Origin of the sequence: Nonomuraea sp. B12E4, assembly GCF_039871825.1 — a bacterium.
Classification (GTDB): domain Bacteria; phylum Actinomycetota; class Actinomycetes; order Streptosporangiales; family Streptosporangiaceae; genus Nonomuraea.
In genome coordinates this window covers 19,439-40,151 of record NZ_JBDPME010000043.1, presented here as the reverse complement: position 1 = coordinate 40,151, position 20,713 = coordinate 19,439, and the positions used below count along the sequence as shown (strand labels likewise).

General features: G+C 67.8%; 27 protein-coding genes. 16 read left to right on the top strand and 11 right to left on the bottom strand.

Annotated elements, in window-relative coordinates; genetic code table 11:
• Nucleotides 1-15: 15 nt before the first annotated feature.
• The 7 genes from ABGB18_RS45805 (at nt 16) to ABGB18_RS45775 (ending at nt 6,171) form a co-directional block, all read left to right on the top strand.
• Nucleotides 16-978, top strand: coding sequence for an adenylate cyclase regulatory domain-containing protein (locus tag ABGB18_RS45805; RefSeq protein ID WP_347701990.1), 963 nt, complete (start codon nt 16-18; stop codon nt 976-978).
• A 15-nt stretch (nt 979-993) separates the two neighbouring features.
• Nucleotides 994-2,079, top strand: a complete 1,086-nt coding sequence (locus ABGB18_RS45800; protein WP_347701989.1) for an S-(hydroxymethyl)mycothiol dehydrogenase — start codon at nt 994-996, stop codon at nt 2,077-2,079.
• Nucleotides 2,079-2,699, top strand: a complete 621-nt coding sequence (locus tag ABGB18_RS45795; RefSeq protein ID WP_347701988.1) for an MBL fold metallo-hydrolase — start codon at nt 2,079-2,081, stop codon at nt 2,697-2,699. Before ABGB18_RS45800 ends, ABGB18_RS45795 begins: the two co-directional genes overlap by 1 nt.
• 85 nt (nt 2,700-2,784) lie before the next feature.
• Nucleotides 2,785-3,006 carry a (2Fe-2S)-binding protein gene (locus ABGB18_RS45790; protein WP_347701987.1) on the top strand — a complete coding sequence of 74 codons (222 nt, stop codon included), beginning with the start codon at nt 2,785-2,787 and terminating at the stop codon, nt 3,004-3,006.
• A gap of 18 nt (nt 3,007-3,024) precedes the next feature.
• The gene (gene bfr / locus ABGB18_RS45785; protein ID WP_347701986.1) at nt 3,025-3,504 is read left to right on the top strand and encodes a bacterioferritin; all 480 of its coding nucleotides are present in this window, start codon (nt 3,025-3,027) and stop codon (nt 3,502-3,504) included.
• A 714-nt stretch (nt 3,505-4,218) separates the two neighbouring features.
• On the top strand, nt 4,219-4,887 hold the full coding sequence (locus tag ABGB18_RS45780; protein ID WP_043620820.1) for a response regulator transcription factor: 669 nt from the start codon (nt 4,219-4,221) through the stop codon (nt 4,885-4,887).
• A 3-nt stretch (nt 4,888-4,890) separates the two neighbouring features.
• A complete protein-coding gene (locus ABGB18_RS45775; RefSeq protein ID WP_347701985.1) occupies nt 4,891-6,171 on the top strand; it encodes an ATP-binding protein in 1,281 nt (426 codons plus the stop codon).
• Here ABGB18_RS45775 and ABGB18_RS45770 read toward each other — a convergent pair.
• The gene (locus tag ABGB18_RS45770; protein ID WP_347701984.1) at nt 6,155-6,637 is read right to left on the bottom strand and encodes a GtrA family protein; all 483 of its coding nucleotides are present in this window, start codon (nt 6,635-6,637) and stop codon (nt 6,155-6,157) included. The genes ABGB18_RS45775 and ABGB18_RS45770 overlap by 17 nt on opposite strands.
• Before the next feature lie 315 nt (nt 6,638-6,952).
• On the opposite strand from ABGB18_RS45770, the gene ABGB18_RS45765 reads away from it, so the two are divergent.
• Genes ABGB18_RS45765 through ABGB18_RS45755 form a run of 3 tightly spaced genes read left to right on the top strand, consistent with a single transcriptional unit; the run spans nt 6,953 to nt 9,580 of the window.
• Entirely contained in the window at nt 6,953-8,113 is a 1,161-nt protein-coding gene (locus ABGB18_RS45765) for a 5-(carboxyamino)imidazole ribonucleotide synthase (RefSeq protein ID WP_347701983.1), read from the top strand.
• A gap of 50 nt (nt 8,114-8,163) precedes the next feature.
• Complete coding sequence (purE, locus tag ABGB18_RS45760; RefSeq protein WP_347701982.1) at nt 8,164-8,658, top strand: 5-(carboxyamino)imidazole ribonucleotide mutase; 495 nt, start codon at nt 8,164-8,166, stop codon at nt 8,656-8,658.
• Nucleotides 8,659-8,698: 40 nt separating this feature from the next.
• Entirely contained in the window at nt 8,699-9,580 is an 882-nt protein-coding gene (locus ABGB18_RS45755) for a GNAT family N-acetyltransferase (RefSeq protein ID WP_347701981.1), read from the top strand.
• Nucleotides 9,581-9,604: 24 nt separating this feature from the next.
• On the opposite strand, the gene ABGB18_RS45750 is transcribed toward ABGB18_RS45755, so the two are convergent.
• Nucleotides 9,605-10,918 (bottom strand): UDP-glucose/GDP-mannose dehydrogenase family protein, encoded by a 1,314-nt coding sequence (locus ABGB18_RS45750; protein ID WP_347701980.1) that lies wholly within the window; start codon nt 10,916-10,918, stop codon nt 9,605-9,607.
• Between the two features lie 126 nt (nt 10,919-11,044).
• On the opposite strand from ABGB18_RS45750, the gene ABGB18_RS45745 reads away from it, so the two are divergent.
• On the top strand, nt 11,045-12,208 hold the full coding sequence (locus tag ABGB18_RS45745; RefSeq protein WP_347701979.1) for an acyl-CoA dehydrogenase family protein: 1,164 nt from the start codon (nt 11,045-11,047) through the stop codon (nt 12,206-12,208).
• Nucleotides 12,209-12,389: 181 nt separating this feature from the next.
• Here the strand turns inward: ABGB18_RS45745 and ABGB18_RS45740 are convergent, their stop codons facing one another.
• Complete coding sequence (locus ABGB18_RS45740; protein ID WP_347701978.1) at nt 12,390-12,680, bottom strand: hypothetical protein; 291 nt, start codon at nt 12,678-12,680, stop codon at nt 12,390-12,392.
• A 275-nt stretch (nt 12,681-12,955) separates the two neighbouring features.
• Here ABGB18_RS45740 and ABGB18_RS45735 point away from each other — a divergent pair, with 275 nt between their 5' ends.
• Nucleotides 12,956-13,876: a hypothetical protein gene (locus ABGB18_RS45735; RefSeq protein WP_347701977.1), complete on the top strand. Its 921-nt coding sequence runs from the start codon at nt 12,956-12,958 to the stop codon at nt 13,874-13,876.
• Nucleotides 13,877-13,933: 57 nt separating this feature from the next.
• Here ABGB18_RS45735 and ABGB18_RS45730 read toward each other — a convergent pair whose 3' ends face one another.
• The 3 genes from ABGB18_RS45730 to ABGB18_RS45720 form a co-directional block, all read right to left on the bottom strand.
• Nucleotides 13,934-14,548, bottom strand: a complete 615-nt coding sequence (locus ABGB18_RS45730; RefSeq protein ID WP_347701976.1) for a transposase — start codon at nt 14,546-14,548, stop codon at nt 13,934-13,936.
• Between the two features lie 145 nt (nt 14,549-14,693).
• Nucleotides 14,694-14,924, bottom strand: coding sequence for a hypothetical protein (locus ABGB18_RS45725; RefSeq protein WP_347701975.1), 231 nt, complete (start codon nt 14,922-14,924; stop codon nt 14,694-14,696).
• Entirely contained in the window at nt 14,917-15,246 is a 330-nt protein-coding gene (locus ABGB18_RS45720; RefSeq protein WP_347701974.1) for a hypothetical protein, read from the bottom strand. Before ABGB18_RS45720 ends, ABGB18_RS45725 begins: the two co-directional genes overlap by 8 nt.
• 111 nt (nt 15,247-15,357) lie before the next feature.
• Here ABGB18_RS45720 and ABGB18_RS45715 point away from each other — a divergent pair, with 111 nt between their 5' ends.
• Nucleotides 15,358-15,726 carry a winged helix-turn-helix domain-containing protein gene (locus tag ABGB18_RS45715; protein WP_347701973.1) on the top strand — a complete coding sequence of 123 codons (369 nt, stop codon included), beginning with the start codon at nt 15,358-15,360 and terminating at the stop codon, nt 15,724-15,726.
• On the opposite strand, the gene ABGB18_RS45710 is transcribed toward ABGB18_RS45715, so the two are convergent.
• Nucleotides 15,686-15,877, bottom strand: a complete 192-nt coding sequence (locus tag ABGB18_RS45710; protein ID WP_347701972.1) for a hypothetical protein — start codon at nt 15,875-15,877, stop codon at nt 15,686-15,688. The two genes, ABGB18_RS45715 and ABGB18_RS45710, sit on opposite strands and share 41 nt — an antisense overlap.
• Nucleotides 15,874-16,089, bottom strand: coding sequence for a hypothetical protein (locus tag ABGB18_RS45705; protein WP_347701971.1), 216 nt, complete (start codon nt 16,087-16,089; stop codon nt 15,874-15,876). The genes ABGB18_RS45710 and ABGB18_RS45705 overlap by 4 nt, the downstream gene beginning before the upstream one ends.
• Nucleotides 16,090-16,241: 152 nt before the next feature.
• On the opposite strand from ABGB18_RS45705, the gene ABGB18_RS45700 reads away from it, so the two are divergent.
• Together ABGB18_RS45700 and ABGB18_RS45695 are read left to right on the top strand one after the other, a co-directional pair.
• Complete coding sequence (locus ABGB18_RS45700) at nt 16,242-16,982, top strand: XRE family transcriptional regulator (RefSeq protein WP_347701970.1); 741 nt, start codon at nt 16,242-16,244, stop codon at nt 16,980-16,982.
• Between the two features lie 2 nt (nt 16,983-16,984).
• A complete protein-coding gene (locus ABGB18_RS45695; protein ID WP_347701969.1) occupies nt 16,985-17,461 on the top strand; it encodes an NUDIX domain-containing protein in 477 nt (158 codons plus the stop codon).
• On the opposite strand, the gene ABGB18_RS45690 is transcribed toward ABGB18_RS45695, so the two are convergent.
• From ABGB18_RS45690 to ABGB18_RS45680, 3 genes are read right to left on the bottom strand one after another with little or no spacing between them, the layout of a single operon-like run.
• Nucleotides 17,429-17,995, bottom strand: coding sequence for an HD domain-containing protein (locus tag ABGB18_RS45690; protein WP_347701968.1), 567 nt, complete (start codon nt 17,993-17,995; stop codon nt 17,429-17,431). The two genes, ABGB18_RS45695 and ABGB18_RS45690, sit on opposite strands and share 33 nt — an antisense overlap.
• 35 nt (nt 17,996-18,030) lie before the next feature.
• Complete coding sequence (locus tag ABGB18_RS45685) at nt 18,031-18,549, bottom strand: GntR family transcriptional regulator (RefSeq protein ID WP_347701967.1); 519 nt, start codon at nt 18,547-18,549, stop codon at nt 18,031-18,033.
• Nucleotides 18,533-18,886, bottom strand: coding sequence for a hypothetical protein (locus tag ABGB18_RS45680; protein WP_347701966.1), 354 nt, complete (start codon nt 18,884-18,886; stop codon nt 18,533-18,535). The genes ABGB18_RS45685 and ABGB18_RS45680 overlap by 17 nt, the downstream gene beginning before the upstream one ends.
• Before the next feature lie 153 nt (nt 18,887-19,039).
• Between ABGB18_RS45680 and ABGB18_RS45675 the strand changes: the two genes are divergently transcribed.
• Complete coding sequence (locus ABGB18_RS45675; protein WP_347701965.1) at nt 19,040-19,768, top strand: XRE family transcriptional regulator; 729 nt, start codon at nt 19,040-19,042, stop codon at nt 19,766-19,768.
• Nucleotides 19,769-20,713 lie beyond the last annotated feature (945 nt).

Here is a 20,713-nt window from a genome sequence, read left to right as displayed (position 1 = left end):
CGTAACCTCCTTCGGGTGAGCGAACCTCAGCCCCGGCCCACCGCCGCAGACATCGAGCGGCAGCTCGTCGGCCTGCCGCCGCGCTTCACGAAGGAGCAGGTGGCGGCCAAGGCGGGTGTCCCGCTGGAGCTGGCCGAGCGCATCTGGCGCGCCCTCGGGTTCGCGCAGCGCGCCGGTGACGCGGTGGCGTTCACCGACGCCGACGTGGACGCGCTGCGCCGGGTGCACGGCATGCTCGGCGGCGGCCTGCTCGACGAGCAGACGGTCATCCGGATGGCCAGGGCGCTCGGCCAGACCACCGCCAGGCTGGCGCAGTGGCAGGCCGAGATCATGATCGGTACGGTGCTGCCGCAGGAGCCGTCGGACGGCGACCTGGCCCGGGTGCTCGACACCGCGCGGGGCCTGATGCCCGACTTCGAGCATGTACTGATCCACGTCTGGCGGGCCCAGCTCGCCGCCGCCGGCACCCGGCTGCTGGCCCTGGCCGACGTCAGCGACGAGCTCGCGCCGGGCCGGGTGCCGATGGCGGTGGGGTTCGCGGACCTGGTCTCGTTCACCCGGCGGGCCCGCGAGCTCGACGAGAAGGCGCTGGCGGAGCTGGTCGAGGGGTTCGAGGCGCGTGCCTCCGACGTGGTGTCCTGCCATGGTGCCCGGCTGGTCAAGACGCTGGGCGACGAGGTGCTGTTCACCGCGCCGACCGCGGCCCAGGCGGCGGCCATCGCGCTGGACCTGGTGGAGCGGGACGAGTTGCGCGTCGGGCTGGCGTACGGGCCGGTGGTGCCCCTGATGGGCGACGTCTTCGGCACCACCGTCAACCTGGCCGCGCGGCTCACCGCCATCGCCCGGCCGGGCACCGTCCTGGTGGACTCCATGCTGGCCGAGGGGCTGGAGGGGTTCGGGCTGCACAAGATCCGGCGCCGTCCGGCCCGGGGGCTCGGCGTGGTCCAGCCCTATGTCTTGCGGAGATCATCCTCCTGACACAAGATGGCTGGCATGCCGTACGAAGTGCAGGGCGTCATAGCCCGAGCCAAGGGTCAGGAAGTTTCCCTCGAGACGGTCGTCGTCCCCGACCCGGGTCCGGGCGAGGCGGTCGTCAACGTGCAGGCCTGCGGGGTCTGTCACACCGACCTGCACTATCGGGAGGGTGGGATCAACGACGAGTTCCCGTTCCTGCTCGGCCACGAGGCTGCGGGCGTCGTCGAGGCGGTCGGTCCGGGCGTCACGGGCCTTGAGCCCGGCGACTTCGTGATCCTCAACTGGCGTGCGGTGTGCGGCCAGTGCCGCGCCTGCCTGCGCGGCCGCCCGTGGTACTGCTTCGCCACCCACAACGCCACCCAGAAGATGACCCTCGCCGACGGCACGGAGCTCAGCCCCGCGCTGGGGATCGGCGCGTTCCTGGAGAAGACCCTGGTGGCGGCCGGCCAGTGCACCAAGGTCTCGGCCGAGGCGCCCGCCGAGGTGGCGGGCCTGCTCGGGTGCGGCGTCATGGCCGGCCTCGGCGCGGCCGTCAACACCGGCGGCGTGACGCGCGGCGACAGCGTGGCCGTCATCGGCTGCGGTGGGGTCGGCGACGCGGCCATCCTCGGCTCGTCCCTGGCCGGCGCCGGGAAGATCATCGCCGTCGACGTGGACGACCGCAAGCTCGCCTGGGCCCGCGAGTTCGGCGCCACCCACACGATCAACTCCCGCCAGAGCGACCCGGTCGAGGCGATCCGCGACCTGACCGGCGGATTCGGCGCGGACGTGGTCATCGAGGCCGTGGGCCGGCCGGAGACCTACGAGCAGGCCTTCTACGCTCGCGACCTCGCCGGGACGGTCGTCCTCGTGGGGGTGCCGACGCCGGAGATGAGACTGGAGCTCCCGCTGCTGGAGGTGTTCGGGCGCGGCGGCTCGCTCAAGTCCTCCTGGTACGGCGACTGCCTGCCGTCGCGCGACTTCCCCATGCTGATCGACCTGTTCCTGCAGAACCGGTTGCCGCTGGACAAGTTCGTGTCGGAGACGATCGGGCTCGGGCAGGTCGAGGAGGCATTCGCGAAGATGCACCGCGGTGAGGTGCTGCGCTCGGTGGTGGTCCTGTAATGATCGACCGGATCATCACCTCGGGGACGTTCTCGCTGGACGGCGGCACCTGGGAGGTCGACAACAACATCTGGCTGGTCGGCGACGCCCGCGAGGTGGTCATCATCGACGCCGCCCACGACGCCGCGGCCATCGCCGAGCGGGTGGGCGGGCGCACGGTCAAGGCCGTCCTGTGCACGCACGCGCACAACGACCACATCAACGCCGCTCGTTCGCTCGCCGAGCTGACCGGCGCGCCGATCCGGCTGCACCCCGCCGACCAGGTGCTCTGGGAGCAGCAGTACGGGGACGAGGTGGCGTACGAGGCGCTGTCCGACGGCGAGAAGATCGCGGTCGGCGGGGTCACGCTGGAGATCCTGCACACGCCGGGCCACGCCCCCGGCGCGGTCTGCGTCCACGCTCCGGACCTGGGGGCGCTGTTCAGCGGCGACACCCTGTTCAAGGGCGGTCCCGGGGCGACCGGCCGCTCCTACAGCTCGTTCGACACGATCATCGACTCGATCAGGAACCGCCTGCTGCCGCTGCCCCCGGAGACCGTCGTACACACCGGGCACGGCGAGTCGACCACGATCGGCGCGGAGGGACCCCACCTGGAGGAGTGGATCACCCGGGGCTCCTGACCGGAAGACCCCAGGTAGGAAACTGTGTCGCAGCTAACATAGGCAAGCCTTACCAAAGTGGGCTAGTTTAGGTGTGCCTTACCTAATGGCATCCCCTGTCCGCCATCGCCCGCGAGAGGCTTGTTCCTGCATGTACGTGTGCATTTGTCGTGCTGTGACCGAAAACGAGGTCCACGACTGCATCGCCTCGGGAGCGAGAAGCGCGAAGGAGGTCCGCGATGCCACGGGGGCTGGCGGTGACTGTGCCCGATGTGTACGAAAGATCTGTGCAATCCTGAAGCGGTCGGATGAATTGACCACCGCTTAGCCGGATAGGGGCCCGTTCATGCAGGGCGACAAGCAGATCATCGAGCTGCTCAACGAGCAACTGACCGCGGAGCTCACCGCGATCAACCAGTACTTCCTCCATGCCAAGATGCAGGAGAACTGGGGATACACGAAACTGGCCGAGCACACGCGCGCCGAGTCGATCGACGAGATGCGTCACGCTGAGCGCCTGACCGATCGCATCCTCTTCCTGGAAGGGCTGCCCAATTACCAGCGCCTGGGTACCCTGCACATCGGGCAGACCGTCGAGGAGCAGCTCAAGGCGGACCTTGAGGTCGAGATGTCGGTCGTGCAGCGCTTGCGGCCGGGCATCGCGCTCATGCGCGAGAAGGGCGACATCACCTCGGCCCGCATCTTCGAGGAGATCCTGGAGAACGAGGAAGAGCACATCGACTATCTGGAAACCGAGCTCGGCCTGATCCGCAGCCTCGGCGAACAGCTCTACCTCGCCCGCTACGCCGAGCCGCCATCCGACTGAGTTCGTCGTTGGCGTTCTTGCGCGACTTCCCGGCCCGCGCGCCTCAGACGAAGCTCCCTCCGCTGCGGGCCGGCTCATATCCGCCCAAGCCAAGCCCAACCCCATCTTGTACGGCTTCGCGCGGGTGGCCAATCCGTCCCCACCCCCAGCAAGCACCAATCGTCACCATGCTTCGCTCTCCGCACGCTGCACCTCCTGGGCGCCAGCATCACGCCCAGCCTCAATACCACCGCCAGCACCACTACCACCTCCAGCCCCCAACACCGCTCTCCTGACCGCCAACACCATCTACGACCGCCGACACGCCGCCGGTCTGCCCCGCAGGTGTGCTCAGCCTCAGCCGTCTCGTTGGGCACCATGGCCGCAGCGGTCGCTCCTGATCGGTGGCGCCTGGGCCCTTCCGGGGGGTTGGCGGGGGGTTGTTGGGTCGAAGTGCGAGATCATCGGATGAATCCGATATGTCGGCCAAGCCGCGCCCGGGGGCGGAAATATGCCGCTCACGAGGGGCAACGCTGACAAGGTGGGTATCAACGGGGTACATCTTCTGGGGCGGGTGGGGCTCGATTCGGAGCCTTGGCTGTGGGCGAGCACGGTGGTTTAATCCGGACTAACCGATGTTTAGCCGCGTTTGCCCAGGTCAATGGATAGGTCAACGACGAGTCAAACCGCGCGCTGTGCCCGGGAAACGATCGCCTAAGGTCCTACGATCGCTTCATGACCTGCGTACTTCTCGCCGAGGATGACACCTCGATCTCCGAGCCACTCGCGCGTGCGCTACGCCGCGAGGGCTACCAGGTTGAGGTGAGTCCCGACGGCCCGCAAGCCCTGGAAAGGGCGCTGTCGGGCGGCATTGATCTCATCGTTCTCGACCTTGGCCTGCCAGAGATGGACGGGCTGGAGGTCGCCCGCCGGATCCGGGCCGAAGGCCACGGAACTCCGGTCCTCATACTCACGGCCCGTGTCGACGAGGTCGACACCGTCGTCGGCCTCGACGCGGGCGCCGACGACTACGTGACCAAACCGTTCAGGCTGGCCGAGCTGCTCGCCCGGGTCCGGGCGCTGCTGCGTCGCGGCACCTCCGAGACGCCGGTCGTCCAGGGGGTCCGCATCGACGCCGACTCCCGGCGCGCCTGGATGGGAGAGAAGGAGCTGCACCTGACCACGAAAGAGTTCGACCTGCTACGAGTGCTGGTTCGAGACGCCGGCAAGGTCGTCACCCGCGAGCAGATCATGCGCGAGGTGTGGGACACGAACTGGTGGGGCTCGACCAAGACGCTCGACATGCACATCTCCTGGCTTCGCCGCAAGCTCGGCGACGACGCAGCCAAGCCCCGATACATCACCACGGTCCGGGGGGTCGGCTTCAGGTTCGAGCGCGAGTAGGAGATGCGTCGCCGACTGCTCTCCTCCACCCTGGTCGTCGCGGTCATCGCGGTCCTGCTGCTGGGGGTCCCCCTGGGCGTCGTCGTCAGCCGCCTGATCATGGATGAGGCGGCTCAGGAGCTCGGGGCGGAAGCCAAACGGCTCGTCGGTGAGGTGGAGTATGCCCGCGTACAGGAGACCCCCCTCGACCCTCAGCAACTGCAGCAGAAATATCCGAGCCGGTTCATTGAGATCTGGGAACGCGACACGCCGCTCAGGATGACCGCCGTCGGCCACCCCCCGCCGTCCGGTCAACTGATGACCGAGGATGCCCAGACCAACACCGGCGTCTACGTCCGGATAAGTCGTGACCGGGAGCAAGTTGAGCAGGACGTTCGGGCCCGACTCCTGCTCATCGTCGCGCTGGCCGGCGCCGCCCTGGCGGTGGCCGTTAGCCTGGCCGTCGTACAGTCACGCCGTTTGACGCTGCCCTTGCAGGATCTCGCGAAGATCGCCGAACGGCTGGGCTCGGGCGACGCGAGACCGAGCAAACACCGCTACGGCATTCCCGAACTCGACCGGGTGGCCCAGGTGCTGGACCGGAGTGCCAGCCGCATCTCCGACCTGCTCACGCGCGAGCGCGAGTTCGCCACGGACGCCTCCCACCAGCTCCGCACGCCGCTGACGGGTCTCACCATGCGCCTGGAGGAGATCGTCGCCGCCTCGGACCAGCCGGAGGTCGTACGCGAGGAGGGTGAGGCGGCGATCGTGCAGGCCGAGCGGCTCACCGCCGTGATCGACGAGTTGCTGGCCGCGGCCCGCCGCCAGCGCCATGCCCAGGCCGAGCCGGTCGCGGTGGACGAGGTGCTCGCCCAGCAGATCACCGAGTGGGAGCCGGTCTTCCGTGACACCGGCCGTACCCTGCACCTTGAAGGCTCCCGCGGGTTGAAGGCGATGGCCACCACCGGTGGGTTCGGCCAGGTGGTCGCCTCCCTGCTGGAGAACTCCCTGCGACACGGCGGCGGCACCGTCGCCGTCACCACCACCAGCAGCGACAACTACGTGGTGGTCGAGGTCGCGGACGAGGGTCCGGGGATCGCCGACGAGATCGCGCCCAAGATATTCGAGCGCAACGTCAGCGGCGCCGGCGGCACCGGTCTCGGGCTGACGCTCGCCCGCGCGCTCGCCGCCGCCGACGGCGGCAGGCTGGAGCTCGTACGGCGGCGCCCCGCCACGTTCGCCATCTTCCTGCGCCCAGCCGAGGACGGGAACGGCCGGGGCCGGGTGGTCAGCGGTCCTGCCTGACCCCGGAATCGGGCAGCTCCACCGGGATCGGATCGGTGGCCTCCAGGAACACCCACTTCTTGTACGACCAGTAGCGGAACAGCGTGCCGAGCCCGACACCGAGGATGTTGGCGATGTTGAGGCTCAGGCCGTCGTGCAGGTGAAGCGTGTATTTGGCGAAACCGATCACCAGCAGCCCGAACAGCAGCGCGATGCCGTTGAGCAGGAAGAACAGGAAGTATTCCCGCCTCAGCCCGCTCTGCTCGCGATGCCGGAAGGTCCAGTAGCGGTTGCCCACGTAGGCGAAGGTGGACGAGATCGTGGTGGCCAGCACCTTAGAGGTGAGCGGCCCCCACTCCAGGCCGAGCAGGAAGAGGTTGTAGACGCCGGTGTCAAGGACGAAGGCGAGGGCACCGATGCTCCCGAACTTGGCCAGCTCGTGGACCAGTGACGCGAACCGCTCGTAGAGGCGCTTGACGAAATCCACGTCTCCGCTCGGTCCCTTCAGTAGTCAGGCTGACCGTCCTCAGCGTACCGGCCATGATGTAGCCCTCGTGTGGTGCCCAAGAACATACCGCGCAAAGAACAGCGGCAGGAATATCGGCTTATGCCCGGCATTGCTGATCGGGCGGCATTACGCTGCGGGCAGATCGCGGCGAACAGGACGCCGGGCGGTCGTGCCTCATCGGGCGACCCGGAACGGCCGCCCGGTCCGCGCCGGTCGAGCGGCTCCGCGCCGACCTGGTGGGGGCCCGGCGACCGGCGTCGGTTCAGTCGTAGTGTCCCGGTAAGCTCACCTGGCGTGAGTTCCTACAGCCCCATCGGCCCGGTCGTCGGCATCGTCGGCGCAGGCCAGCTCGCCAGGATGTCCCAGCCGCCGGCCATCGCGCTCGGTGTCGAGCTGCGGGTGCTGGCCAACGCCCCTGACGAGAGCGCCGCGCGGGTGATCGTCGACACGCGCGTCGGAGACTACCGCGATCTTGCCGATCTGCGCGAGTTCGCCGAGGGGTGCGACGTGATCACGTTCGACCACGAGCACGTTCCCACCGAGCACATCAAAGCGCTGACCGCCGCCGGCCACGTCGTGCGCCCGGGCGCCGACGCGCTCGTGCACGCGCAGGACAAGGCGGCCATGCGCGAGCGGCTGACCGGGATCGGCGTGCCCTGCCCGGCCTGGGCGCGGGTGTCGTCGCCCGCCGACGTCGAGCGATTCGCGGCCGAGCACGGCTGGCCGGTGGTGCTGAAGGCCGTGCGGGGTGGATACGACGGCCGCGGCGTGTGGGTGTGCCGCTCGCCCGAGGAGGCCGCGCAGGCCGCCGCGGGCCCGTTCGGAGCCGGGCTGGAGATGCTCGCCGAGGCGTTCGTGTCGTTCGAGCGCGAGCTGGCGGTGCTGGTGGCCCGCTCGCCGCACGGCCAGGGCGTCAGCTACCCGGTGGTGGAGACCGTGCAGCAGGACGGCATCTGCGTCGAGGTGCTCGCACCGGCTCCCGGGCTGGACTCCGAGGCCGCCGCCCAGGCCCAGCGCATCGGCCTGAAGATCGCCAACGAGCTGGGAGTCACCGGGCTGCTGGCGGTGGAGCTGTTCGAGACGGCGAGCGGGCTGGTGGTCAACGAGCTGGCCATGCGGCCGCACAACAGCGGCCACTGGACGATTGAGGGCTCGACGACATCGCAGTTCGAGCAGCATCTGAGGGCGGTGCTGGACCTGCCGCTGGGCACGCCCAAGATGACCTCCCAGGTCGTCGTCATGGCCAACCTGCTCGGCGGCGACGATCCCGACCTGTTCAAGCGCTACGAGCACGTGCTCGCCCACGACCCGGGCATCAAGCTGCACTTCTACGGCAAGGAGGTGCGTCCCGGCCGCAAGATCGGCCATGTGACGGCCCTCGGCTCCAACCTCGACGAGGTCCGCGCCCGCGCCCGCCACGCCGCGGTCTACCTCGCCACCGGGGAATACACGTGACAGCGCGAAACGAACGAACGGCAGGGTGCGCTGCCGGCGAAGGAGGCAGCGTGAAGATCGGGATCGTCATGGGCAGCGACTCCGACTGGCCGGTGATGAAGGCCGCGGCGGAGGCGGTGGCCGAGTTCGGCGTGCCGTTCGAGGCCGACGTCGTGTCCGCGCACCGCATGCCGGTCGAGATGATCGAATACGGCCGCCAGGCGGCCTCCCGCGGCCTGTCGGTGATCATCGCCGGTGCCGGCGGGGCGGCGCACCTGCCGGGCATGCTGGCTTCCGTCACGCCGCTGCCGGTCATCGGGGTGCCGGTGCCTCTCAAGCACCTCGACGGGATGGACTCCCTGCTGTCGATCGTCCAGATGCCCGCCGGGGTGCCGGTGGCCACGGTGGCGGTCGGCGGGGCGCGCAACGCGGGGCTGCTGGCCGTGCGGATCCTCGCGGCCTCCGACGCCGGGCTGCGGCAGCGCATGGAGGAGTTCCAGGCGCGGCTGAAGGAGCAGGCGTATGCCAAGGGCGAGAAACTGCGCGCCGAGGCCGCCGAACTCTGAAACCGCTCCGCCGTCCCGCTCCTGCGGCTACTGTGCCGGGATGGACGAAGTGATCAGGGGCCACGCCTCCCGCGTACGGGCCGCTGACCCGCTGGTCGCAGGTCAGGACGAGCTGCCGGAGTCGGGCGAGGAGCGGGTCGCCGCCCGCGACGCCGTCGGGCTGGTCTCCGTGGACCGCATCGACCCCGCCACCATTCGCGCCTCCTGGTCGCCGCTGGTCGTGCACCGCCTGCAGGCCCGGGTCGCCGGCCCGGACCCGGAGGCCGCGCTCGGCCGGCTGGTCGATCGCTGGCTGAAGGACCTGCGCGTGGACGGGCCCGGACAGGCGCTGTCGGTGTCCTGGCCGAGCCGCGACACCGTCCCGGTCCGGGCCCTGGCCCAACGCGGCTTCGCCCCCATCGCCGCGGCCGCCGTGCGCCCGCTCCGCTGGGAGGGTCCCGTGACCTTCCCCTGGATCCGCCCGGCCACGCGGGCCGACCTGGAGTCCCTGGCCCGGATGTACGTGCGGCTGGTGGCCTACGACGCGCAGTTCGGCTGGGTGGCCGTGCGGCCCTCGACCCCGACGCGGATCATGGAGTCGGTGGCGATGGAGGTGCTGCCGCTGGAGTGGTGCTGGGTGGCCGAGGTGGCGGGCGAGGTGGCGGGCTGCGTCATCGTGCAGCCGCCGGCGCGCTCGACCTGGATGGGCAGGTCCGTACGCATGGCGCCGGTGGCGTACCTGAGCGTCATGTACGTCGAGCCGTCCGTCCGCGGCCGGGGCGTGGGAGTGGCGCTCACCGAGGTGGCGCAGGCGTATGCGGCAAGCCAGGGCGTGGCGTCGATGACGCTCCACCACGCCCTGCCGAACCCGCTCTCCACCCCGTTCTGGGCCCGCAGGGGCTACCGCCCGCTCATCACTCAGTGGGTCCGCCACCTGCAGTGACGCCGTCCTGCGTGACGGCAAGGGTCAGGGGCGGCCGAGGGCGCGGTAATGCCACCCGGCCGCGCGCCACATCTCGGCGTTCAGCGCGTTGCGCCCGTCCACGATGCGCCGGGTGGCGACCACGCCCCCCAGCTCCACCGGGTCGAGCTCCACGAACTCCTGCCACTCCGTGAGCATCAACACCACATGTGCCCCGCGAACCGCTTCGACGGCCGAAGTGCCATAGTTGAGCTCGGGGTGAGCCTTTCGGGCGTTGTCGAGCGCGATCGGGTCGTACACGGTGACCCGTCCGCCCTGGTGGCCGATCGTGACGGCGACGTCGAGGGCGGGGGAGTCGCGGATGTCGTCCGAGTTCGGCTTGAACGCCGCGCCGAGCACCCCCACCGTGCAGCCGTGGAAGGACCCGCCGGCCAGCTCCCTGGCCAGGTCCACCATGCGGGCCCGGCGCCGCATGTTGATGTCGTCCACCTCGCGCAGGAACGTCAGCGCCTGGTCGGCGCCCAGCTCGCCGGCCCGCGCCATGAACGCCCTGATGTCCTTGGGCAGGCAGCCGCCCCCGAAGCCGAGTCCCGCGTTCAGGAACCGCCCGCCGATGCGGTCGTCGTACGACAGGGCCTCGGAGAGCTGCTTGACGTCGGCGTGCGCGGCCTCGCAGACCTCGGCCATGGCGTTGATGAAGGAGATCTTGGTGGCCAGGAAGGCGTTGGCGGCCGTCTTGACCAGCTCGGATGTAGCGAAATCGGTCACCACGTACGGAACCTCGCCCAACGGCTGGTACACCTCGCGCAGCACCTTCTCGGCGTGTTCGCTGCGGACGCCGAGCACGATGCGGTCGGGGTGCAGGGTGTCCTCGACGGCGAACCCCTCGCGGAGGAACTCCGGATTCCAGGCCAGCTCGGCCCCGGCTGCGGCGGGCGCGAGCCGGGCCAGCTTCTCCGCGAGCCGCTCGGCGGTGCCGACGGGCACCGTGGACTTGCCCACCACCAGGCATTCCCGGTCGAGGAGCGGGGCGAGGGACTCGATGGCGCTGTCCATGTAGCTGACGTCCGCGGCGTACTCGCCGCGCTTCTGCGGCGTGCCCACGCAGATGAAGTGCACGTCGCCGAAGGCGGCGACCTCCGCGTACGAGGTGGTGAAGCGCAGGCGGCCGGACCGCAGGCCGCGGCGGAGCACGGGCTCGAGACCCGGTTCGTGGATGGGAAGCTCACCGTTGTTCAGCCGGTGGATCTTGTCGGCGTCGATATCAAGGCCCAGGACGTCGAACCCGAGATCAGCCATGCAGGCGGCATGGGTGATGCCCAGATAACCAGTCCCGATCACCGTGAGGCGAAATGGCACGAGTGAGCTCCTTTCGATCGCGGAGGCGATGCTACCGGCCTCCGCTACCTCCTTCGTGCCACCTGCGCCTTTTCGCAAACCGTACCGACTGGTAACAAGATGCTCGGACATCCTAGTATTTGACGCATGAGCTTCCCTCTCTACGCGCCCGCCGAAGAGCACGACATGCTCAGGGAGACGGTCCGGGCCCTGGCCGACGAGAAGATCGCCCCGCACGCCGCGGAGGCCGACGAGACCGAAGAGTTCTCCTGGGACGTCTACAAGGCGCTCGTGGCGGCCGACCTGCACGCCGTGCACGTCCCCGAGCGGTACGAGGGCGCCGGGGCGGACGCGCTGGCCACGGTGATCGTCATCGAGGAGGTCGCCCGCGCCTGCGCGTCCACCTCCCTGATCCCCGCCGTCAACAAGCTGGGCACGGTCCCGCTGCTGCTGTCGGCCTCGGAGGAGGTGAAGTCCCGCTACCTGGTCCCGGTGGCGAAGGGGGAGGCCATGTTCTCGTACGCGCTGTCGGAACCGGAGGCGGGCTCGGACGCAGCGTCCATGAAGACGCGGGCCGTGGCCGACGGTGACTCCTACGTCCTCAACGGCACCAAGATGTGGATCACCAACGCGGGCGTGTCGGAGTTCTACACGGTGATGGCGGTCACGGACCCGTCCGCCGGCGCCCGGGGCATCTCGGCCTTCGTCGTGGAGAAGTCCGACGAAGGCGTCTCGTTCGGCCCCAAGGAGAAGAAGCTCGGCATCAAGGGCTCGCCGACCCGCCAGGTCATCCTGGACGACGTACGGATCCCCGCCGACCGCATGATCGGCGCCCCCGGGACCGGCTTCAAGACCGCCCTGGCCACCCTGGACCACACCAGGATCACCATCGCCGCCCAGGCCCTCGGCATCGCCCAGGGCGCCCTGGACTACGCGATCGGCTACATCAAGGAGCGCAGGCAGTTCGGCCGCCCGGTCGCCGACTTCCAGGGTGTGCAGTTCATGCTCGCCGACATGGCCATGAAGCTCGAGGCGGCGCGGCAACTGACGTACCATGCGGCGGCGAAGTCGGAGCGGGCGATGGCCGGCGAGCCCCAGAAGGACCTGACGTTCCTGTCGAGCGCGGCGAAGTGCGCGGCCTCGGACGCCGCCATGGACATCACCGTGGACGCGGTGCAACTGCTGGGCGGCTACGGTTACACGAAGGACTTCCCGGTGGAACGCATGATGCGCGACGCCAAAATCACCCAAATCTACGAGGGCACCAACCAGATCCAGCGCATGGTCATGGCGCGGCAGCTTCTGAAGTAGCCCTGAGCAGCAACAACCCCGCCCACTCTGGTGTGCGGGCGGGGTGCTGGTGGGCTTGCGGAGGCCGTTAAGTGATCACTGTTCCGTGTCTGTTCCGTGAGAGGGGTCGATACGGCGTGAACTGGCCGCCCGCTGGGGCGTGAGTGGAACGTGCTCCGTTCCGTGTCCCCTTGCCTCAGGCTCAGTCCTCGACATCCTCTGCACCCGTCTTGGGCCGTCTCTGACTGTTCAGATATATGTGCACCGCCGAAGTGGCGGTGATCCACAGGGCTGCGAAGCCGCCGAAGGCGGTTGCCCCAACCATGATCGCGCCAGCGACGCTGCTGCCATTGGCTGTGGCGAGCATGCCCCCTACGACGCCGATCAGGAGCGAAAGCAGAGATCCGCTAAAAGCCCACCAGATCACGCTTGCCTTGCTCATGTCTGAGTCCCCCTCGAAACGCGAATGATCTTTGATGAACCAGAGGCTCATGGCGATAGGGGTACCAGTGGGGCTGGAGACTGCGCGGGCGAATGCCCAGGTCTCGGTGCTTCTCGCTCAAACTCGGACGCTTTCGGAAGGATCCGGAGGCTATCGCCCTTCTTGCTAAGCCTCCAGTCCATGGCGGTGTCGTGTCTGCGCGGACTTGAGTCCGACTTATGGCACTATTGTTAGTTATCTCCAGCGAGATCGGTGGCTGTGTTCAACTTCCCGCGCAGTCGCTTTCCTTCCCAAATCCGACATTCAGGCCTGGATCGGGCGTATAGATGAACGAAGCTGATCGAGATCTAGATCATTTTTCTCTGCTCATGAGCAGAGTGGAGAAACTGCGTAACGTCGAAGCCGGGAAGCCTTCGCTCCAACGTATTGAAACGGTATCCTTGGACCTCTTGGCGGAGCGTCCTGAAGATAAGGGTTGGCTTAGGGCTCTCCCAAAATCCACGGTTTCGGATTTGATAAACAGAAGATCGAAGAAACTGCCGGACTATATGTTGCTCCGGACTTTTGTGGAAGTGTGCCACCGGATCGCTACGAGATCAGGTATACCAATCGATCCGATAGAGGATCTGGCTAAAGAGTTTCTCGTGCTCTGGCAAAAGGCGCAGGCTGAGGAACTCAATAGGACATCTGCTGCCAAGCATAGACGCACCCCACCCAATAGCGGTCGTGCTCCTGCAGGTAGGCACCCGCAGGGTGACGTGCTGGAGTCGGCTCCTGGAGAGGCATCATCGTGGAAGCCGGCGCCCACGACCCTGCGTGTACCCCTTCATTGGGGGCGCCTGGGCAGTTTGAGGTTGCGCCTTGCCGATGAAGGCGATCCAAAGGCAGCCTATGAGTTAGCAGTCCTTCTGGCGTGCGAGGCTTGTGGTAAGGGTGACAGTGTCAAGGATCAGGGGGAGGCTAAGCACTGGCGGTTTCAGGCAGCATTTTGGCATGGCAAGGCGATAGGCGTTATTCCGGCAGCCGGAGAGCTTCAGCTCCATGGAAGGCAGTTGGTCAAGTCTGCTGAATTTCTTGCCCGTGAGTACACCGCTGCGGGGAAGCCAAGCGCATCATTCTTTTGGAAGGCTGTCCGGCAAGCAGAACTGTCCCTGCAGCGTAAGCGGCTCGTCACATCGGGCACCCCGAATCCTGATGAGCACAAGAAGCAAGCAGATGCAGTGCTTCCTGTGCTCAATGAAGGATGAACGTGAACGGGTGAGCGCGTAGAACCGAAGCTACACAGGTTGAATTCGTAGAGCCGGTCATGTGGTCACGGTGGTCTCCTCGATGATGAGTCCGGTCTGAGCCAGGCAGCCATCGATCAGGTGGGGCCGGTACTGGAGCTTCTTGAGCATGCGCTTGACGATCCGGACGAGTGCGGTCAGGTCGGTGACCACGAAGTTGGCCATGGAGCGCCGCATCAGCGACCAGATACCTTCCGTCGGGTTCAGTTCGGGGGCGTAGGCCGGGAGCTGGTAGATGCGTAACCAGTCGGCGTTGGCCTCGGCGAAGCGGGCCAGTTCGGCGACCAGGTGCACGCTCAGGTTGTCCCAGCACCACACGAGTGGGGTGCCGAGCTGCTGGTGGACGGCGACGATGAGGTCGCGGTAGTCGCTCCAGGTGAAGCTCTTGGGCTCGTTCTTGCGCCCGTGGTAGATGAGTAGCTTGTACATCAGGTGCGGGCGGTGCCCGGGCCGGTAGCAGACCACGCCGGCGATGTTGACCCGGCCGCTGCCCTTGCCGCGTACCGTCACCACCGGGCGGGCGCCGCGTGGTGCCCATGTGCGTCCTTTCGGCGGCCTCAGCCCCTGACCTGCTTCGTCCTCGAAGCAGATGTAGGCGCCCAGGTCCGCCGCGGTGGTTTTACGGCCGGCCACACCTCCTGCTCCCAGGTGGCGATGGCCTGCTCATCGCGTTCCATCGCGCGTCGGGAGGGAACCTGTACCGACCAGTCGTGCCGTCCTTGAACTCCGGCGGATACGACTTCATCGCCACGTGGAACTCCTTGTCTCCGGATCTCCATCATCCGGTACTCAAGGTGTCCACGTTTCGGGGCGAGGGCCCCCAGAAGCGTTGCCGCTTCTTGGTCAGGTTGCAGCCGAGGGCGACCCGCCGCCACGAGGCGCGTACCGACAGGGCGACCAGCGGGAAGCCGACCACCAGCCAGAACGAGCCGGGGTGCCAGCGGCGCCAGGCCCACAGCCCGGCCGCCGCAGCGGCCAGGACTGCGAGCACTTCCAGCGCGTCACGCATCGGCGGCCTCCCGCGCGGGGAGTAGCGCTGAGGCGCGGTAGGCGATGCCCCACCGGCCGGCGATCTCCCAGACGTAGCCGAGCAGGCCGACGGCGTTGACCTGGTCGCCGACGCTGATGGGCGGTTCGCCGGTGATGCCGATCTTGACGAGTTCGATCCGGCCGAACTCGTCCTCGACCGAGACGGTGACCTCGAAGACGGTGTTGCCGTTCTTGTCGGTCTTGATCTCGCCGGTGTCCTTGTTCAGCACCCGCGGGCGCGGGGCCTTGACGCAGGTGATGGCGAGCTTGCTGACATCCACAGGGATCGGGACGGAACGCATGGGGCTGTGACCTCCTCTTTCATCGTTCACCAACATAGTTAACCTAGTTGGCTTGGTTGTCAACGTCCTCTCGGTTGGCTTGGTCGACGTTTCGTGGTGTGATGGACGGCGATGGTCAAGAACACCGGGCGCCCCGGCTACCTCCAGATCGCCGACGATCTCCGCGCGCAGATCAACGGCGGCTCTCTCGCGCCCGGCACCCCGCTGCCGTCCACTGCGCAACTCGCCGACCAGTACGACGCCTCGCTGAGCGTGGTGAAGATGGCCGTCGGCATCCTGCGCAACGAGGGCCTCGTGATCGGCCAGCAGGGCAAGGGCGTCTTCGTCCGCGACGCCGACGACTCGCCAGCCGCCGGCGACACGGCCGGCGAGGTGGCCGAGCTGCGCGCCGCCGTACAGGACTTGTCGGTACGCCTGGCCAAGGTCGAGGAGCAGTTGGCTACGTCCACGACACGCCGTTCCGGACATAGCAGCCAGTGACCTTCCGCGCCAGCGACGCCGACGCCCCGTCCGGCGCGTGACGCAGGCTCAGCCGCTTGTCCTCGCGACGGATGCCGACCAGCACGGTCACGTACCCCACCAGCAGCGCGACGCCGAGCACTCCAGCGATGATCAGGGGGATCGCGGTCATGACCAGATCACTCCCGCCTGAGCCAGCCCGCGAGGGGCGCGCGGGGGACGCCGGCTCTCGGAACGCCGCCGGTTGCGCCGGTTTCTGGCCCGCTCCTTACGCGCCCAGCGGCCCCGCGCCAGGCACTTGGAGCATCGGGTCTGGCCCTCGGTCAGGGCGTTGCCGCACTCGCATGCGGGGGTCTCGCCCGGGATGGTGATCTCGTTGTTCATGAGTGCATCTCCTCCTTCGGTTGCTGCCGTTGTGGCGTTGTGCAACCGAGAATGCGACGCAGAGTCAGGACGAGATCACTACACGACGGGACATGTTCAAGACGTCCGGCCTACGATGGCCAGGTCCCCGGACGTCCTTGAGAGCAGGTGAGATGGCGAACGAACGGCTACGCGCGGCCCTGTTGCAGAAGGGCGTGAGCGTCACGGACCTGGCCGAGGCGATCGAAGTCGACCCCAAGACGGTGGAACGGTGGATCACCAAAAGCCGCGAGCCGTACCGTAAGCACCGTTTCGCCACGGCTTCCTACCTGGGCGTGGACGAGACGTACCTGTGGCCGCAGGCCCTCTCGCGCGAGCAGGTGGTCGCCGCTTCCGAGAGTGAGGTCCTGGCGATCTATCCGCACCGCTGGGCCGTTCCCCGGGACGCGTGGGGACGTCTGTTCACCGCCGCGTCCGAGGAGATCGGCGTCCTGGTCTACAGCGGGTTGTTCCTCGCCGACGACGCCGCCATGGTGCGTCTGCTCGGCGAGAAGGCGCGGGCGGGATCGCGGGTGCGCATCCTGCTCGGCGACCCTGACTGCGCCGAGGTCGCCCGACGGGGAGCGGACGAGGGCGTCGGCGACAGCATGGCCGCGCAGATCCGTAGTGCGCTGGTCTTCTACCGGCCGCTTCTCGGCCTGGACAACTTCGAGCTCCGGCTCCATCAGACGATCCTTTACAACTCGATCTACCAGGCCGACTCCGACTATCTGGTCAACATGCACGTGTACGGCACCCGCGCTGGGAACGCCCCCGTACTCCACCTTCGGAGGGTGGCCGGCGGGGAGATGGTGACCACCTACGCCGACAGCTTCGAGAAAGTATGGGCGCAAGCAACTCCCGTGGAGCCCTGATCGTGGCCAAGCGCATCGACTTCTACGACGACCCCAGCGCCCCTGAACCGAACAGCCTGGTCCCGTCGGTGAACGTCATCGTCACCAACCTGGCGGGGGACGTCTTGATGATCCGCCGCACCGACAACGACAACTGGGCCGTACCTGGCGGCGCGATCGACCTGGGCGAGTCCATCCCCGCGGCGGCCGTCCGGGAGACGTTCGAGGAGACCGGGATCACCTGTGAGATCACCGGCCTGGTCGGCACCTACAGCGACCCCCGGCACGTGATCCTCTACACCTCCGATGGCGAGGCCCGCCAGGAGTTCTCCATCGTCCTCACGGCGCGCGCCCTGGGCGGTCGGCCGACGCCGAGCGATGAGTCCCGTGAGGTGTGCTGGGTGCCCCCGGAAGAGGTTTTGTCGCTGCCGATGGACCGGTCGATGCGGATGCGGATCGAGCACTACCTAACCGGTGCCAGCCTGCCGCACATCGGATAGGGCCGCCTCCACCGCCCGCACCGAGGACACGATGCACGGCGTCGCGTCGGTGATCGACCGGCTCACCACGTGCTCGGGACCATAGCGGGAGTGGATCTCCGCCAGCCGATCGTGTACGTCCAGGAGCCGGCCATCCGGGCCGGTGGTCATGTCGCAGTACGTCAGTGCCCTGGCCAGCTCCGGCCGCTCCTGGTCGAACTCCTTGACCAGCACATCCAGCAGATCACGTTGCCGGGCCTCGTTGTCCGCGCACGAGTGGTAGGCCACCAGGCGGCACAACTGTTCGTCAGCCCCGGCCACGTCGCGCAGGTAGCGTGCACCGTCGAGCTGGTGCATACCGGTGTCAACCAGGTCCGGGGCGTACCCGATGTCGTGCAACAGACAGGCGGCGACCAACGTGTCAGCGTTCGCGCCCAGGATCGGGGCCAGGGTTTCGGCCTGGCTGGCGACCCCCTGGGTGTGTGCCCAGCGGCGCGGCAAGGTCGTCTCCAGCAGGTCCTTGGCCAGGCCGTATGCCCATTCGATATGTCCCACGGGGATCACGATAGACATCAGGGGCATAAGCGAATCTAGTAGGAGAGACCAGACGTCCTGGGACGTCCTCCCTCGCCCTGGTTCTGCCGGACGAAACGCCCCCGGCCCTGCTCCGCCGCAACGAGCCCTTCCAGTTCCAGCACGGACAACGCCTGCCGCACGGTGTTGCGCGACGCCCGGAACTGCCGCCGCAACTCGGCCTCACTGGGCAGCCCGGCACCCGGAGCCAGGTCACCGCGTACGATCTGCTCGCGCAACCACGCTGCGATCACCTGGTAGCGGTACGGGGGCGCGGCCCTCCCGCCGAGCACCACGCGCCCCTTGGACGGGACGGTGACCAGCAACCCCTCATCCTCCAGGATCGCCAGCCCCCGCCGTACCGTGTTACGCGCCACCCCGAACAACTGACACAGCTCCGCCTCAGACGGCAACACGCCACCCGGCGGAAACTCACCCGAGCGGATTCGCGCCCGCAGCCGATCAGCGATCTGGGCATAGACCCGACCACCGGTCAGCCGTCGCTCCGAGCCCACCGGGTCAGCCGCGGTAGGCATCAAGAATCTTGTCCAGATCGATGGTCAGGTCACCCTGCTCGCCCTCACGCCATCCCTCGCGCGCGGCCCGCTCGATCCGATCCACAGCGCTGGCCATCTCCAGGAACGACACCCGCTCGTCAGGCTGATCACCCCAGTAGAACCAGCAGAACGGCAGGTGCACGAACACCCGCCTCCTCCTGTACCGGACGTCGGTCACGTCCAGAGCCGGGCGCCCGTCCTTGGTAACGATGAGCACGGGTGTGATGTCCCGCTCGGCGAGGTGCTTGCCCAACGCGATCAGCAGCCGCTCCGCGTAAGCCCGTTGCTGCTCCTTGATGGTCCGACTGATCTGCACCCTCGTCCTCCCTGACGTTCGTGCGGTTTCCCGTGTGCGTCGAGGTTCGCCTCGAAGCCGGGGGCGGGAACACCGCAACTCGGGGACGTCTAGGGACGTCTGATGTTAACGTCGCAGGGCAGGGTCGTTCTGCGAAAGGAGCAGGCCGGTCACATGAACAACAACCTCCGCTGCGCACTGGCCGCCGCCCAACTCACCACCACGGACGTCGCCGCGGCCCTGGCCGTCGACCCCAAGACCGTCAGCCGATGGCTCAACGGCCGCATCCCCTACCCCCGCCACCGCTGGGCCGTCGCCGACCTCCTCAGCATCGACGAGGCCGACCTCTGGCCGGAAATCGCCCCACGGCACCAAGCACTCGCCGACGGCATACAGGCGGTCTACCCGCACCGCTGGGCCGTCCCGCAGACGGCCTGGCGCAACCTCCTCAACGGAGCCCGGCAGGAAATCGGCATCCTCGCCTACAGCGCCCTGTTCCTCGCCGAAGACTCAGCCGCCCTCCGCATCCTCACCGAGCGAGCCGAGGCCGGCGTCCAGGTCCGCATCCTCCTGGGCGACCCCGAAGGGCCGGAAGTCGCCGCTCGGGGAGCCGACGAGGGGATCGGGGCCGAGGTGATGGCGGCGAGGGTCATGAACGCGCTCACCCTGTACCAAGCACTACTCGACGTCCAAGGCGTCGAAATCCGACTCCACCACACGGTGCTCTACAACTCCATCTACCGCGCAGACGAACAACTCCTCGTCAACACCCACGCCTACGCAACCCCAGCAGCCAACGCCCCCGTCATGCACCTCACCCACACCGACAACCAGGGACCGGCAAGCACCTACCTGGCCAGCTTCAACCGCATCTGGACCACCGCACGACCTCACAGTGAGTAGCTCAAACCCCGACAGTCACGGCTACGGTCAGGCCAGAAAGCAACTTCTCTCCACGTCATCAAGCCGCCGCCCGATGGGCGGCGGCCGGCCGGGCGGTCCGGGCTGGCGTGCGGCCTCTCCGGGCCGGTCCCGCCCGGCCACCCCGCCGCACCATCGAACGCAGGCAGAAGCACGCGCAGGACGTTCACCAACACCTTGCGAGACGCAGATCCCGGACTGAGCCGATGAGGTCAAAGAATGCCTCCGGCGGGAGCACTCCGGCACCGAGGTGATCGCCACACGGCCCTGAATGTAGATGGGTGGCTGGGGACTGATCACCTCGCACACCATCGACTCAGGCAAGCCCAGCAGACCGACTCCTCCGTATCAAGCCCGGCTCTAACCGCAGGACAACGCATGATCGAGGAACGGCGACCGGCGAACGTACACGCGAAGCCGAGCTTGACACTCCGTCCCCGGCCCGCTGCCGCTACGCGGTGAGTCGACGGCGTACGAGGTGATCAGGCACTGTACGCGGTGTTGATGGCCATGGGCAGACACAGGTGGGCGGTCATGTGAGACTTGCTATGGCCACGTGCAGGCCGGGAGATGGCCGATCAGCGTCCAGGGTGGTGGCCATGTCCCCCCAGGTCCGTGGCCAGCCGTAGGGTGATCGAACGGTCCGCTCCCCAGGTCTCCGGCCACAGCCCGATTGGTCCGCAGAGAGGGTCACGCGGTTAGGCGGTGCCGTGGGGCCGACGTAGGAGGCCCTGCGGCGGCGATCTCCCCGACCCCGGTCAGCGGCCAGCCAGAGTCAGCGATCGTCACGGCCTGTACCGGAACCCAGGCTCTTCCTAGCCCAGTTATCCAGGCTCGTGGCCACGAATTCGGACGCGATGGCCATCCTCCCGGAAGCCGAGTGGCCACCCACTCACGTCGTTCATGGCCGCGAGCCGGGACCAACGT